This is a genomic window from Streptococcus sciuri, from assembly GCF_024814375.1.
Classification (GTDB): Bacteria; Bacillota; Bacilli; order Lactobacillales; family Streptococcaceae; genus Streptococcus; species Streptococcus sciuri.
This window is the reverse complement of record NZ_JANUXX010000002.1, coordinates 20,252-34,559: the sequence shown is the minus strand read 5'-3', so window position 1 is coordinate 34,559 and position 14,308 is coordinate 20,252. Positions and strand designations below refer to the sequence as shown.

The 14,308-nt window shown below is 36.4% G+C and carries 16 protein-coding genes; 15 read left to right on the top strand and 1 reads right to left on the bottom strand.

The genetic code is table 11. The features are described from left to right. The first annotated feature begins 62 nt into the window (after positions 1–62). The 13 genes from NXS10_RS02725 (at position 63) to NXS10_RS02665 (ending at position 10,972) form a co-directional block, all read left to right on the top strand. Positions 63–1,013: a substrate-binding domain-containing protein gene (locus NXS10_RS02725; RefSeq protein WP_259137416.1), complete on the top strand. Its 951-nt coding sequence runs from the start codon at positions 63–65 to the stop codon at positions 1,011–1,013. Then, entirely contained in the window at positions 1,013–2,320 is a 1,308-nt protein-coding gene (locus NXS10_RS02720; protein ID WP_259137414.1) for a sensor histidine kinase, read from the top strand. The genes NXS10_RS02725 and NXS10_RS02720 overlap by 1 nt, the downstream gene beginning before the upstream one ends. 2 nt (positions 2,321–2,322) lie before the next feature. After that, entirely contained in the window at positions 2,323–3,003 is a 681-nt protein-coding gene (locus tag NXS10_RS02715) for a response regulator transcription factor (protein ID WP_259137413.1), read from the top strand. Then, positions 2,996–4,270 carry an ABC transporter substrate-binding protein gene (locus NXS10_RS02710; protein ID WP_259137411.1) on the top strand — a complete coding sequence of 425 codons (1,275 nt, stop codon included), beginning with the start codon at positions 2,996–2,998 and terminating at the stop codon, positions 4,268–4,270. The genes NXS10_RS02715 and NXS10_RS02710 overlap by 8 nt, the downstream gene beginning before the upstream one ends. 127 nt (positions 4,271–4,397) lie before the next feature. Then, positions 4,398–4,832 carry a PTS sugar transporter subunit IIA gene (locus NXS10_RS02705; protein WP_259137408.1) on the top strand — a complete coding sequence of 145 codons (435 nt, stop codon included), beginning with the start codon at positions 4,398–4,400 and terminating at the stop codon, positions 4,830–4,832. Positions 4,833–4,859: 27 nt separating this feature from the next. Next, complete coding sequence (locus tag NXS10_RS02700; protein ID WP_259137407.1) at positions 4,860–5,354, top strand: PTS sugar transporter subunit IIB; 495 nt, start codon at positions 4,860–4,862, stop codon at positions 5,352–5,354. Between the two features lie 36 nt (positions 5,355–5,390). Next, a complete protein-coding gene (locus NXS10_RS02695) occupies positions 5,391–6,239 on the top strand; it encodes a PTS mannose/fructose/sorbose/N-acetylgalactosamine transporter subunit IIC (RefSeq protein WP_259137405.1) in 849 nt (282 codons plus the stop codon). Beyond that, positions 6,223–7,077 (top strand): PTS system mannose/fructose/sorbose family transporter subunit IID, encoded by an 855-nt coding sequence (locus NXS10_RS02690; protein WP_373317982.1) that lies wholly within the window; start codon positions 6,223–6,225, stop codon positions 7,075–7,077. The genes NXS10_RS02695 and NXS10_RS02690 overlap by 17 nt, the downstream gene beginning before the upstream one ends. A 10-nt stretch (positions 7,078–7,087) precedes the next feature. Beyond that, positions 7,088–7,384, top strand: coding sequence for a DUF202 domain-containing protein (locus tag NXS10_RS02685; protein ID WP_259137401.1), 297 nt, complete (start codon positions 7,088–7,090; stop codon positions 7,382–7,384). Between the two features lie 355 nt (positions 7,385–7,739). Continuing rightward, positions 7,740–8,711: an ABC transporter substrate-binding protein gene (locus NXS10_RS02680; RefSeq protein WP_259137399.1), complete on the top strand. Its 972-nt coding sequence runs from the start codon at positions 7,740–7,742 to the stop codon at positions 8,709–8,711. Between the two features lie 9 nt (positions 8,712–8,720). Next, positions 8,721–9,620 (top strand): ABC transporter permease, encoded by a 900-nt coding sequence (locus NXS10_RS02675; RefSeq protein ID WP_259137396.1) that lies wholly within the window; start codon positions 8,721–8,723, stop codon positions 9,618–9,620. A 2-nt stretch (positions 9,621–9,622) separates the two neighbouring features. Continuing rightward, positions 9,623–10,426: an ABC transporter ATP-binding protein gene (locus NXS10_RS02670; protein ID WP_259137394.1), complete on the top strand. Its 804-nt coding sequence runs from the start codon at positions 9,623–9,625 to the stop codon at positions 10,424–10,426. A 108-nt stretch (positions 10,427–10,534) separates the two neighbouring features. After that, positions 10,535–10,972, top strand: a complete 438-nt coding sequence (locus tag NXS10_RS02665) for a DUF7679 family protein (RefSeq protein ID WP_259137392.1) — start codon at positions 10,535–10,537, stop codon at positions 10,970–10,972. A 28-nt stretch (positions 10,973–11,000) separates the two neighbouring features. On the opposite strand, the gene NXS10_RS02660 is transcribed toward NXS10_RS02665, so the two are convergent. Then, on the bottom strand, positions 11,001–12,176 hold the full coding sequence (locus NXS10_RS02660; protein WP_259137390.1) for an MFS transporter: 1,176 nt from the start codon (positions 12,174–12,176) through the stop codon (positions 11,001–11,003). Positions 12,177–12,771: 595 nt separating this feature from the next. On the opposite strand from NXS10_RS02660, the gene NXS10_RS02655 reads away from it, so the two are divergent. Continuing rightward, complete coding sequence (locus NXS10_RS02655) at positions 12,772–12,999, top strand: hypothetical protein (protein WP_259137388.1); 228 nt, start codon at positions 12,772–12,774, stop codon at positions 12,997–12,999. Positions 13,000–13,105: 106 nt separating this feature from the next. Further along, complete coding sequence (locus NXS10_RS02650; protein ID WP_259137387.1) at positions 13,106–14,299, top strand: MFS transporter; 1,194 nt, start codon at positions 13,106–13,108, stop codon at positions 14,297–14,299. Positions 14,300–14,308: the final 9 nt, after the last annotated feature.

The window sequence follows — 14,308 nt, the reverse complement described above, 5'->3', positions numbered from 1 at the left end:
TTTGTTTCTATGGTATAGTGAAAGGGAGGTTATTTTTATATTGCTTTAAGGAAGAGGCTAGTATGAAAAAGACATTGTCATTTCCTATCATTGTCACTGGTATCACGGTGCTATTGACTTTAGGGGTATATCTTTGGGGGCAACAAAGAGCATTGAATCCTAACCAAATAATTGTTGGGACGACCTACATGACGATGAATAATGATTTTTATCAAGTGGTAAATGATGTGATTGTACGTCAGCTAGAAAAGCGGGGCAATCGTGTCTATACACGAGACCCACAATTAAGTGTCAAGAGACAGTGTCAGCAAATCAAAATGTTTATTGATCAAAGGGTTAATGCGATTATCATTAACCCAGTTGATAGTCATAGTCAGAAGTTGCTTAGCTGTTTGAGAAAGGCAAAGCAAAAAGGAATTAAAATCATAGTCGTTGATACACAGCTATCAGATAAAAAGCTAGCTGATACAACCATTGTATCTGATAACTATCAAGCAGGTGTGATAATTGCTCATCATGTGATGGCAGATCAAAAAAGTGCCAATATCTTGATTTTAGAGCATAAAAAGACAGTATCAGCAAGCAGTCGTGTTCAAGGTTTCTTAGACACTCTGGCTTCCCATAGTGATTATCATATTGTTGCTAGAAAAGAGACAAAAGGACAGACAGAAGTAGCAATGCCACAAGTTGAGCGTGTGATTGCAAGTGGATTGCATTTTAATGTTATTATGTCACTAAATGATCGTGTTGCACTTGGAGCTCTAGCTGCTCTTCAGTCGCATCAGTTGACCTCTGTTGCTATTTATAGTGTAGATGGTTCACGAGATTTGAAACAGTTGCTGAGTCAAACCACAATGCTAAAAGGAACGGTTGCCCAATCGCCGATAACCATGGGAAAACAAGCGTCAGCTTCTGTCTATTCGCTTCTAAAGGGAAAGAAAGTGCCTAAAAATATCACTATTAAAGTATCTTGGTATGATCGCAATAGTCCTATAGAAATGGGGTGGCAATAATGACTTATGCAAAATCACGCCTGTTTCTTTGGAGAAGTTTTATAGTGGTGACACTTTTTGCAGTGATTTATCATGCTTCTTTGTATCTGCTCTGCTCAACCTATATCACGCAGACAGGTGCTAGCCAAGACTTTTTGGATAAGATTGGTATTATCCCCATGGCACCGCATTTGATATTTTTGGGGAGCATTTTCTCTTTTGTGTTGCTACTTTCTCTCATTTATTTGCGTCATTTTCTGTTTGAAAAGAGTTTTTACGAAGAATGGTTTTTGCTTCTTGAAATTTGTTTGTTATTGATTACCTTTAGCTTTTTACAAGGGAGTTACAATGGTGTTATCCTTCTTGTTTTGTTAGATATTTTCCAGACTTATACAGATTTTTACACTGCTAGACAGAAGCGTTATTGGGCTATTTTTCTCATTCTTAGTTTTGCGATGCTCTTGTTGTCAAACAGTCAAATTTTGGCAATGGTTGTTAAATTACCAACACTAGAGGTTTATCTTAGTTTTCTGCCAACTCACTACCATATATTAACCCTTTTTATCAAGTCCTTTCTTTCCTCTTTCAGCGTGATGATTTTTATTATTAATCTTATCTTAGCTATTATTTACTCTGTGGCAGAAACGCATAAGATTGAAGAGGAACTTCGTATGGCAGAGCAAGCAAATAGAGAACTGCACAGCTATCTCGCTATTAGCGAAAAAAATGCAAAAGATAAAGAGAGAAAGCGCATTGCAAGAGAGATACACGATACACTAGGGCATGCTTTGACAGGAATTTCTGCTGGGATAGATGCTGTTCTAGTTTTGATTGACTTTGATTCTGACAGAGCTAAAAAACAATTGAAAGATATCTCAAAAGTTGTCAGAGAAGGTATCAAAGATGTAAGACGATCCATTGAAAAGTTAAGACCAGGCGCACTTGAAGAGCAGTCTTTACAAGTGGCACTGGAGAAGATTATCCGTGATTATGAGGTGTTATCAGACTTAGCGATTACACTCGATTATCAATGGGGTGCTGTTGATTTGGAAGTTACAAAAGAAGATATTATCTTTAGAGTTGTTCAAGAGTCCTTAACAAATAGTCTTCGTCATGGGGGTGCACATCATGTGGACATTTCGATGACACGAGATGACAGTTACCATCTGATTATCCAAGATGATGGGATAGGTTTTGAGACATTGCATTTTGGCTATGGACTTACGCAGATGCGCGAGCGTCTCGCTATCATAGGAGCAACGGTAGTATTTCGGAGTGAAGATGGCTTTAAAACGATTGTTGATATTCCAAGGCAAAAAGGAGAGTAACTATGATTAAAGTATTGATTGCTGATGACCAAGAACTTATCCGAGAGTCACTTAGTATTATTTTGAGCTCATTTGAGGATATAAAAGTTGTAGCCACAGCTTCAGATGGTAAAGAGGTTTTAGAAAAACTAAAAACGATTCGTCCAGACGTAATCTTGATGGACGTCAGGATGCCTACTCTTGATGGTGTCTTGTGTACCAAGCGTGTCAAAGAAAGATATAGTGATATTAAAATTATTATCTTAACAACGTTTGATGATGACGAGTTTATCTTTAGTGCCCTTAAGTATGGCGCATCAGGGTATTTATTAAAAGGTGTTTCAACAGAAGAGTTACACAAAGCTATTCACACAGTCTATAGTGGAGGTGCGATGATCAATCCTGATATTGCTAGTAAAGTGGTGACCATTTTTTCGCAAATGGCGCAGTCAAACTTTACCGTTTCGGTCGCTCCTAAAAAAATCGAAAGTTTGTCTACCGTAGAACATCAGATTATCAAGGATGTTGCTTATGGCAAATCAAATAAAGAAATTGCAGCCGATTTATTCTTATCTGAGGGAACAGTGCGTAACTATTTGTCTACAATTTTTGCGAAGTTAGGTTTGCGTGACCGCATGCAGTTAGCTATTTGGGCAACGCAGGCAGGTATGACCTCTTATCAAGTGGGGAATCACGATGATTAGGCGACGTTTGTACTTTGTTGTATTAGGTTTAGTCTTAGTGATAGGTTTGGTTGTTGGCTACAGGTGGTACCAACAGCGACCTATAGTGCTAAAGCTAGGTATTTATGCTGACAGTAGCTGGGCTGTCCCTTCTTCACATACGAAAGTGATTGATGAGGCGATTACTCGCTTTGAGAAAAAGCACCCTAAGGTTAAGGTTATTTATGAAACAGGTATTCGAAAGAAAGACTATGCCGACTGGTTAGCACAGAAAATCGTGAGTGGTCATGAGCCAGATGTTTTTATCCTGCCAGATGATGACTTTAGTCGTCTTGCTTCGATAGATGCTCTGAAAAATCTCTCCTCTCTTTCGATTGGGAAAAAGAAAGTACTTTACCGTTTTTATACATCTGCTTTAGCTGCAGGTCGCTATAATCATCAACAATACGCTCTCCCTTTTGAAAGTAATCCTACCATTCTCTGTGTCAATACCGATATTCTTGATAAGGAAGGTATTGCTATTTCTCCAAAAGGATGGGACTTGACAACTTTTCTTTCCATTTGTAAGCAATTAACGCATTCAGATAGTCCCACACAGCAAGTTTACGCTTTGACAGGCTATGATTGGCAAATGGCTCTATCAGCCTACGGTGGGCAGATTGTAACGGCTAATGATCATGTGACAATCAATACTCCCCAGATGAAAAAAGCGCTCAACTATATTCATCAGCTTTCAGAACTTAAGGTAAAAGAAGCGACAGATAGTGATTTTGATCAAGGGGAAGTTGCTTTTAAACCGATAACGCTTGCTCAGTATCGTACCTATAAGCCCTACCCTTATCGCAGCGCTAAGTACACTACTTTTTCCTGGACTTGCTTACCTCTTCCTGCTGAGTCCTCTCACATCAAAGCAAGTCAATTGTCTGTCTCTTTGTTGGCTATTGGTAAAAAGACAAGGCATGCCAAGCTAGCTGGTCAACTTTTAGGCGAGTTTATCTCGGATAAGACGCAACAATCTTTAGTCAAATATTCCCAAGGAGCCTCCGTTATCAAAAAGATAATGCTTAGCAAAGAAACACGACAGATCTTTCAGAGTAAGCACCTAGGATCAGATGTTATTACTTCACAAACGCTTGATTACATTCTCAAACATTCGCAGGCAAAACCAATGGTTAAAGGCTATCAAAATCTTCTTGCCAAGTCTGACTATCTCATTAATAAAGCACTTCAACAACAAACAGTTGATAATGACTTAATTACTATTGAAAAACAATTAGCTAATGATTAAATCCTAAGAGCAGGTTGCTTTTAGGATTTTTTAGATGATGACATTTGTCATCTGTATAAAGTGACAATCCTCCATAGAGAAAACGGTTTCTTTGTTGTAAAATACAGTTAGTAAAGGAGGAAGAGCTATGAAATATCTGTTATTAGTGAGTCATGGTGAGTTTGCTTCTGGTCTCAAGACCTCTATTGCCATGTTTGCCCAAGATAAGATTGGTGATGTGATTGCAAATGGTCTTAAAGATGGCATGAGTGCTGATGATTTTGAATATCATTTCAAGCAGTCCATTGCGCATCTAAAAGAGGATGATCGTGTGGTCATTCTAGCAGATATTGTTGGTGGCAGTCCTTTGACGACAGCTTGCAAGGTGCTAGATGAGTTGGGGTATTTAGATGATGCTATTGTCTTAGGAGGGATGAATCTTCCGATGGCGTTAAATGCAGTCGTTATGAAAGACATTATTGAGGGGCAAGAGTTTGTTGAGACGGTTTTAGGGGAAGCAAGCGCTGCTTTGAAAGAGCTTGATGTAGTTTCTGATGAAGATGTGATGGATGATGATATTTGATAGTAACAAAAGAAAAGGAGAAAAAAGATGACTGTTTCATTTGTAAGAATTGATGATCGTATGATTCATGGGCAAACCGTTACACGCTGGGCAAAAGAATATCCTTGTGATGGCTTGATTGCAGTTAATGATGCTGCTGCCAAAAACAAAGTACTAATACAAGCTTATAAGGGTGCTTCTGATAAAAAAACATTTGTCTGGACAAAAGAGGCTTTTGCTCAAAAATCTCAAAAAGTATTAGAGTCTGATAGCCGTTATTTTCTTATCACTAAAAACCCTATCGATATGAAAGAAATCCTAGTAGATCAAAGCTTTGTTCCAGATGATGTCAAGGAAATTATCGTAGGACCTGCTAACGATAGACCAGGTGCGGTTAAATTGGGAAACAATCAGTCTATTACACAAGAAGAAGCAGATGCTATTCAAGCGATTGAAGAAGCAGGCTATAAAGTGAAGTTTCAGTTGTTACCAGATGTTTCGATTGGCTACTGGTCTGACTTCAAGAGCAAATTTGGTTATTGAGGATAAAGGGCTAAGGTTTCTAGAAAGGAGTTTAAAATGACAATATCTTGGTTACAGGCTGCTTTATTGGGATTGTTTGCAAGCTTAGCATCCATGCCTGGTATGGGTGGTTCTAGTATTGGTAATTATACGTTGGGACGTCCTTTAGTTGGAGGACTGGTGTGTGGACTTATTCTAGGAGATATTAAGCTAGGTATCATTTGTGGAGTAGCTATGCAGTTAGTTTATATTGCTCTGGTTACACCAGGTGGTACAGTATCTGCTGATGTACGTGCAGTTTCTTATATTGGCATTCCACTTGCTATGGTAGCCATTCAATCGCAAGGAATTTCCGTAAACTCATCAGAAGCTTCAGACCTTGCCAAATCAATGGGAACATTAGTGGGAACGATAGGGACTGTTCTCTTTTACGGAACAGCTACTATGAACCTTGTCTGGCAACATATCGGTTGGAAGGCAGTTGAGGAAGGGAAATTTAAAAAATTATACGCTGTTGATTGGGGTTATCCTTGGATTTCACATTTTCTCTTCTCTTTTTTACCGACATTGATTATGTGTAAATTAGGAGCGACAGCGGTTACTAGTTTGCAACATGCTCTTCCAATGGATGGTGTCCCTATGAAAACGTTGTTTACTGTAGGAGCTCTGTTGCCATGTGTAGGGATAGCTATCTTACTAAAACAGCTGGTTGAAAAAGTGACAGACTTTGTTCCATTCTTTGTCGGTTTTACTCTGGCTGCTTCTCTAGGGCTTAATTTGGTATCTTGTGCTGTTATTTCCTTGATTTTTGCGCTTCTCTTCTTTGAGATTGACATGGTTAAAATAAAAAAAGAAAGCACAAGTGACGATAGTTTTGAGTTTGAAGATGATGAGGAGGACATCTAAGATGGCGGAAAGAAAAAGACTCACGAAAAAAACATTAACAAAGTCATTTCATCACTGGTATTATGGGCACTTGACTTGTTTCTCTCAAGAACACATGCAAACCTTTGGTTATCTGACTTCTATGTTGCCTATCATTGAAGAACTATATACAGATAAAAAAGAACAGAAAGAAGCAATGCAAACCTATACTGCTTTCTTTAACACAGAACCACAATTAGGGACACTAGTTGTTGGTATTACAGCTGGTCTTGAAGAAGCTAGAGCAAACGGTGATGGTGTTGATGATGAGACTATCAATGGGATGCGTGCAGGGCTTATGGGCCCTATTGCAGGTATCGGTGACTCCCTTGTTGTAGGGACACTCATTCCTGTTCTACTTGGGATTGCACTAGGTCTATCAACAGGTGGCTCACCTGTGGGTGCTATTTTCTACATCATCGTTTGGAATCTATTAGCCTATTTTGGGATGCGGTTTGCTTATTTCAAAGGTTATGAGCTAGGGGATAAGGCAGTTGAATTTCTAGTAGGACCCAAAGGTCAAGCTATCAGAAGAGCTATTGGGATCATTGGAGGAATGGTTATTGGTGGTGTTGCTGCCACATGGGTATCTGTAAAGACTTCGTTCAAATTAACCAACTCATCTGGAAAAGCTTTTCTAGTCCTGCAAGATCAATTAGACGCTGTTTATCTAGGACTATTAACCGCTTTATTTATCGTCTTTTGTTGGTGGCTAATGGCTAAGAAAAATATCTCACCAAATAAAGTCATGTTACTTTTAGTGGCAATTGCTTTTGTTGGTGTATTGTTAGGATTCTTCAATCCAGGACTTAAATACTAGGAGAGCCATTATGACGGAAAAAGAGTTATTATCAGGTTATCAGACTGAAATCAGCTACCAAAAACACATGATTGCTAATCTCAAGCGTTGGTTTAGCTCACTTTTCATTGTATCTAGTCTTGGCGTAGTAGCTCTTTATTTCTCCAAAGTCTCTCTACTATTACGCTTTAGCGGTATAGGATTAGTTATTATTGGATGTTTAGGAATGCTTTTATTTGGCTACGGTATTTACAAAGGGCAACAAAATGTTAATCGTGTGATTGATGATTTACAAACAAAATTAGCTGTTATACATCAAAAACGCTAGGAGTTGACTTCTAGCGTTTTATCCTTGAAAAATCTATTGACAAGTTTCTTAAATAACGGTATAGTAGTATTAAATAGTGGGTGTTTTGAACCCTAATATGAGGAAAATAGGATGCCAAGTGTACTAGCAATTGTGAAGATAAAAAAGGAATATTATTTTAGTTTCTAGATAGACGTTTGTAGTTATGTGGTACGAACGTTAGGTGTTTGTATCTATGGAGCTAGAGCCTTTTGTGATTAGCCGATTAGATAATAATATATTCTAACTGGCTGTTGCACTGTACTCAGATAGGCATCAACCAGCTAGTTTATCTCTCTAGCTGGTTTTTTGATAGCATTTTAGAAGAGGAGAAATAATGAAACGTTTCCTAAAGGGATTGTTAGTGTTGATCATTGCTGTAGCAGGACTTAGTGCATGTTCAAGTACATCAGAACGTGAAAAAACAGCTGATAGGAGTGCTAAGCATATAGGTATTTTGCAGTATGTGGAGCATCCTTCTCTGAGCGCTTCCAGAAAGGGATTTATTGATGAGCTGAAAAAAGAGGGTTATGTAGATGGTAAGAATATTGTGATTGATTATAAAAATGCCCAAGGTGATCAGTCTAACCTTCAGTCTATTTCTGAAAAGCTTATTAGGAAAAACGATATTGTTTTAGGAATTGCAACAACAGCTGCGCAATCGCTAGCGAGTTTGTCTACAGATGTTCCCATTATTTTTACAGATGTGACTGATCCTGTGTCTGCCAGTTTGGTAAAAAGTATGAAATATCCAGGTGGCATTGCTACGGGGACTAGTGATATGGCACCGATTGCAAAGCAAGTGACATTGCTTAAAAAAGTGATACCCAACGTCAAAAAAGTTGGTATCATGTATACCACGAGTGAGCGCAATTCAGAGGTGCAGGTCAATCAGGCAAAGAAGCTTTTTAAAAAAGCTGGCATTGAAACTGTGATTAAGGGTATTTCCTCAACTAACGACGTACAAGATACAGCAAAGAGTCTCATGTCAAAATGTGATGTTCTCTTTATTCCAACGGATAACACTATTGTTAGCTCCATCAATTTGGTAACAGAGTTGTCGAAGGAAATGAAAGTACCTGTTATAGGAGGTTCTGCCGATGTTGTTGAGCAAGGCGTCTTATTCACTTACGGAGCAGATTATGAAAGTCTAGGGCGTCAGACTGCTAAAATGGCGATTCAGATTTTAAAAGGAAAAAAGCCTTCAGATGTACCATCTGAATACCCTAAGGAAGTCAAGGTCGTCGTCAATAAGAAAATAGCCAAATATTTAGGTATTGATGTGAGTCAAATAACAAATAGTAAGTAGGGGAAGTTTATGTTCGATATTGTATTATCAGGAATTTCACAAGGACTACTGTGGTCCATTATGGCAATAGGTGTTTTCATCACCTTTCGTATTTTAGATATTGCAGATTTATCTGCTGAAGGTGCATTTCCTATGGGAGCAGCGGTTTGTGCACTTTGCATCATGCACGATATTAATCCTATTTTAGCAACTATCCTTGGTATGCTTGGTGGAATGTTGGCTGGTTTTGTCTCAGGCATCATGCATACTAAAATGAAAATTCCATCTCTTTTGACAGGGATTATCACTCTGACAGGTCTCTATTCGGTCAACCTTCTCATTCTAGGTAGTTCAAATGTTTATCTGTCTACACATGAGACAATTGTGACCATGGTAGCAAAACTGGGATTGGATAGAACCAGCTCAGTGTTGTTGATTGGTAGCATTTTTGTGATTTTAGTTATTTTGATTTTATATCTTTTCTTGAATACACAGCTTGGTCTAGCTTTACGTGCGACAGGAGATAACGTCGCTATGGGACAAGCCAATGGTATCAAAGTCGATCGGATGAAGATTTTAGGCTATATGATTGGGAATGGTCTTATTGCTTTATCAGGTGCCCTTTTAGCACAAAATAATGGCTATGCCGATCTTAATATGGGAGTAGGAACTATCGTTATTGGTTTAGCCTCTATTATCTTGGCTGAAGTGATTATTAAGTATTTACCACTTGGAAAGCGTCTATGGTCCTTGGTTTTGGGTTCAGTTATTTATCGCTTGATTATTGTCTTTATCTTAACGACTGATATAGAGGCACAAATGATTAAGCTGGTATCAGCGCTTCTTCTCGCAATTATTCTATATATTCCAGAGTTACGTGAAAAATTGGGCGTACGCCCTTCAAAAACATTAACGAAAGAAGGTGATTAAGAATGACTTTATTAGAACTTTCTGGTATTCATAAAACCTTTGAAAAAGGCACCGTCAACGAAAATCATGTTTTGCGTGGGCTTGATTTGACTATCAATGAGGGTGATTTTATCTCCGTTATTGGAGGTAATGGAGCTGGGAAATCCACTCTCTTAAACAGTATCGCAGGTCTTGTTACCATTGATGAAGGTGATATTAGGCTTGAGGGCAAGTCTATTCGAAAAGAGTCTGTTGAGAAACGAGCAAATGTTATCAGTCGTGTTTTTCAGGATCCTCGTATGGGAACGGCAACCAATCTAACTATCGAAGAAAATATGGCAATTGCCTATCGTCGTGGTAAAAAACGTAGCTTTTTCAAAAATGCTGTTACAGATAAAGAACGCAACTTCTTTAAGGAAGTACTTAGCGAGCTTGGATTAGGTCTAGAAAACCGTCTCAAAACTGATGCTGCCTTTCTTTCTGGAGGGCAACGTCAAGCGCTCACCTTGTCTATGGCAACGCTTGTTCGTCCGAAAGTCCTCCTTTTAGATGAACATACAGCTGCCTTAGATCCTAAGACTAGTGGGATGGTTATGCAGTTGACCGATAAAATTGTCAAGGAGCAAAAACTCACGAGTTTAATGATTACTCATAATATGGAACATGCTATTACCTATGGTAATCGTCTTGTTATGCTCTATCATGGGAAAATTGTTGTAGATGTTTCTGGTGAGGAGAAAAAGACTCTCACTGTAGCACAGCTGATGGATCTCTTTCATAAAAATAGTGGTCAAGAACTGACAGATGATGCTCTCGTTTTGGGCTAGAAGTTGAGTCCTGTTCAACTTTTTCATGATGTCAGCTCAGATATGGTATAATAAAGAACAAACAGAAAAAGGTTTGATTGAAGCACATCAGAAGAGTTGGAAAATGTAATGACAAAGCGAAAAATTTACTTTTATGTTGAAGTCGAAGAACTCAATGGGATGCACCGTATCTTGCAGTTACCAAGAGATTTGCAATTGCCAATGCGCCAATATTTTTATGCCAATCGTGGATTTTGGCAAGAACTTCTGCGAGGTGGCTTGATTAATATAGCAACAGAACCCTACACAGCAGAAAACAACTTTCAGCCAACGATTCGTTTGGCTAAGATTTGCCGATTTTTTTACAAAAGAGAGGAACAAAAGGAGCGTAGTCGTGGGCAATTTTTGATTCAATCCAATTGGCAAACACTAGGCATCAAGCATTTTTGGGAAAGTGCCAAATTTATCCAGCACGATTATCCTATTAAAAATAAAATCCTCCTAACATTGGATTATTACCGTTGGAGACATCGTTATAGAAAATTTAAAAATAAAAGAAAAAACTAGTCTTTTAAAGAGGCTAGTTTTTTGGCTATTAAAAATGTTTCTCTACTCTAAGAAAGTGATTTAATAATAACAATATAGATAAAAGAGAGGCAATAAATACCGAGCTTACCACTAGGCTAACAGTAGTATAGTTTAATAAGAAGCTTAAAGCATATAAAATAAATAAACCGCCTATCCTAGAGATTGTTGACTTAAGAGATATGAGTGAAGATATGGTTTTTGTTGATACCTGTTTATTAAAGTAGATGGTTAGGACAAATTGAATGATATAAAATATAAAGACATATAAAATATAGGCTATAAGATAAACAGGAGGTAATTTTGAGAAGAAAAATATGGGTAAAGTAAGAACTAGTAGAAAACAAGCTCGATAACGAATGCATTTTTGTAGTTTTTCTGTGTGTATAGAATAAGATAGAATACTGATTATTTGAAAAAGAAAATAGAAGTATGTGAAATACTGTTTATCAATACCTTTTTCCAATAAAAAGGGTTGCCACAATTGAAAATGTGCTTGAAAAAATAATTGTGTTAATAAGTCGAAAATAATAATCACCCTGAGTACACTATTTTCTCTTAACTCTTTAAAGCTTATAGAAAGTTGTTTTTTGAAAGTATCCAGATTTATTTTTTCTTTGTGATTATTCCTATCTTCTTTAAAGAAAAATCCAATATCAAAAATGGATAAACAAACTAATACGATGGCAATAATATATATTTTTATCCCTATCATAAAATATAGAATGCCTCCCATACCGCTCCCTATAATCATAGATATAAACTGGATTTTATTATCTTTAGAGATAAAAGATTCTATTAGTTTATCATTAGCTGATAATTTCAATGCATTGATTAAATAGGAGTCTAAGGTACCACTTTCAAATGCTGCTGCAATCCCATAGATAAACCAAGCTAAATATAAAAAATAAAAGTTAGAAGCTGTAAGGACAATAAGAAACATCAGGATGAGCAGAAATCTCGATGATAAATAGAGATATTTTCTTGACCAATTATCTGATAACATACCACTTGGAAATTCAAACAGTATGATGGCCAGACTATATGCTGATTGTATGAGCAATATTTGAGGAATTGATAGTCCTTTTTTTAATAATAAGACTGTCAATATTGAATGGGGTAATGTATAGGCAACTGTGACTAAAAAAGTCGCCAATAAGTAATGAAAAATCTGCTTTTTAATCATCTGGTGTACCGCCACATATATTACAATAAGGGTCTTTAGTATTCGGTAAGGTATACTTTTCAAAGGAGTTGTTATCAGTCAACCACTTTAAAATTTCCTCTTCATCTCTCTATCATCAAAAATTCTAAAATTTTTAATGATAGGTTAAATTCATTATCGTTAACAGTATATTGTTTACTACCAATGCCAATCAAGTTTTCGCTAGATTTTAATGTAGTAGCAGTTAAGCTTGTTTTATATTTCATAAATTAATCTTTTCCGTTTATAATAAAAAGTGATTAACCAAGAATGGTTAGTTCAAGATTATCCTCTTCATATTTTCATGACAATTATACATCGTATGAAAGATAATGTCAATAAAAAATTCAGATTTTTCGGTATATTCTGTTGAAATATTTTGGAGGAAAAAGATAGGGAAGATGAGCCAATTCGTCATAAGCTATCCTAAAAAGGAATTTTGTCTAATGTTTTTTATTTTATTTTTAAACACATTTTATATAATTTTTTGAAAATAAAAACTAGTCAAGATATTAACAAAATATATATTTTATGATATAATGAGCGACATAGGTGGTTTAGATTAATTCAATTAGGTTTGAAAGATTTCTTTACTTATCACTTTACTGAGGGGAGTACATTTCGCCCTTGTGCTACTAGTGATAATGCAGAAAAGGCTATGAGTGCGGCAATTATAGAATCTCAAGAATTGAGAATGATTGGAGAAAATAATTTTTCTGAGGTATTTTTTGGTGGTTCAGATCTTGGTAATTTTGTCCTTCCAATACATCTGCACCCTTTTATGTGGCAAAGAAGAGATTTATAAGCAACCTTGTATTGTGATACAGTGCCATTAACGAAACGTTTTTTAAAGCTAGCGACAAAGATGTTGTTATTAAAAAAACATTTTCCATTTCTTTAAGGAGTAATATATGTCACTTAAAAGAATCATAGCTTCGGATATTCTTGATACCACACTTTCAGCTGCACTTACGATTTACATTTATTGGTTTACTTATCACCACTTTTTGAGTCAATTTATGGTGTCTGTAATTGGATTTGGTCAATTAAGTGGGGTACTACTATCAACATTTGGCGGTGGCATATCAGATAGAGTTAATAAGTTATCCTTTATAAAAAGTCTGAAATTTTTGAAGATCGTTTTATTGGGAATAATATTTTTCTTGGAGGGGAGTGTAAGTATAGAGATTTTATTACCTTTATTTATGCTTAGTTCTACAATTATTGGCAATCTTTTATCTCCGACTTTGGAATCGCTCATTCCTTTTTTAGTAAAGGAGGAAGATGAACTTTATCAAGTTAATTCTGTTGTTGCTAGTCTAACTCAATTGGCTAGTATTATGGCTATTATTGTTTCTGCAGGATATATTACGTTTTTATCTTTTAGGGCAGTTATCATTCTTTCTTTGCTTTTAGCAGTCATCTCTTTTGTGTTGTTATTAGGTACTCACGTTGAGAATCCTTTACAGGCACAATCTGTTCTTAAAAACATCACTAGTGGAATTCGTTATATTTTAAAAACACCGTATATTAGAGATTTAATGCCTATTGCTTTAATTATGAATTTTGCTTTTTGGAGTATTTTTCTTTTATTGCCGAAGATTGCAAATGACCACTTTTCTTTTTGGAACATATCCTACAGTGGGTTAGAGTTATCCTTTGCCTTAGGTGGTGTATTGGGCGGATGGTTGTTATCAAAATACTCTTTAAATTTTAAGAATAAGTATAGTCTTTTTAAGATAACGCTTTTATGCCAAAGCTTGGTGTTACTATTTTTAGGAATAAACTTAGCCTTATTAAGTGGTATTATTTCCTATATTGTTATGTTAGCCATGTGGTTCAGCTATGCTGTGCTAAATACAGTATTTTCTATTGTTTACTTTGGTAGTCTTCAGGTTAAAGTTCCCAAAGTTATTATTGGAAGTGTCATAGGTTCTATATTAACGTTGTTTTCTTTGGTAAATCCTTTAGCAGCTCTGACTTCAGGTTTTCTAGTAATCATATCTCCTATTTCTATCTTGATTATTGTATTTGCAGTGATTATGTTATTTGCTGCTGTTGCTGCTGGAAGATTGTCTAGTATTCAACGAGCTTTTGAATCTTAGAGGTATTGT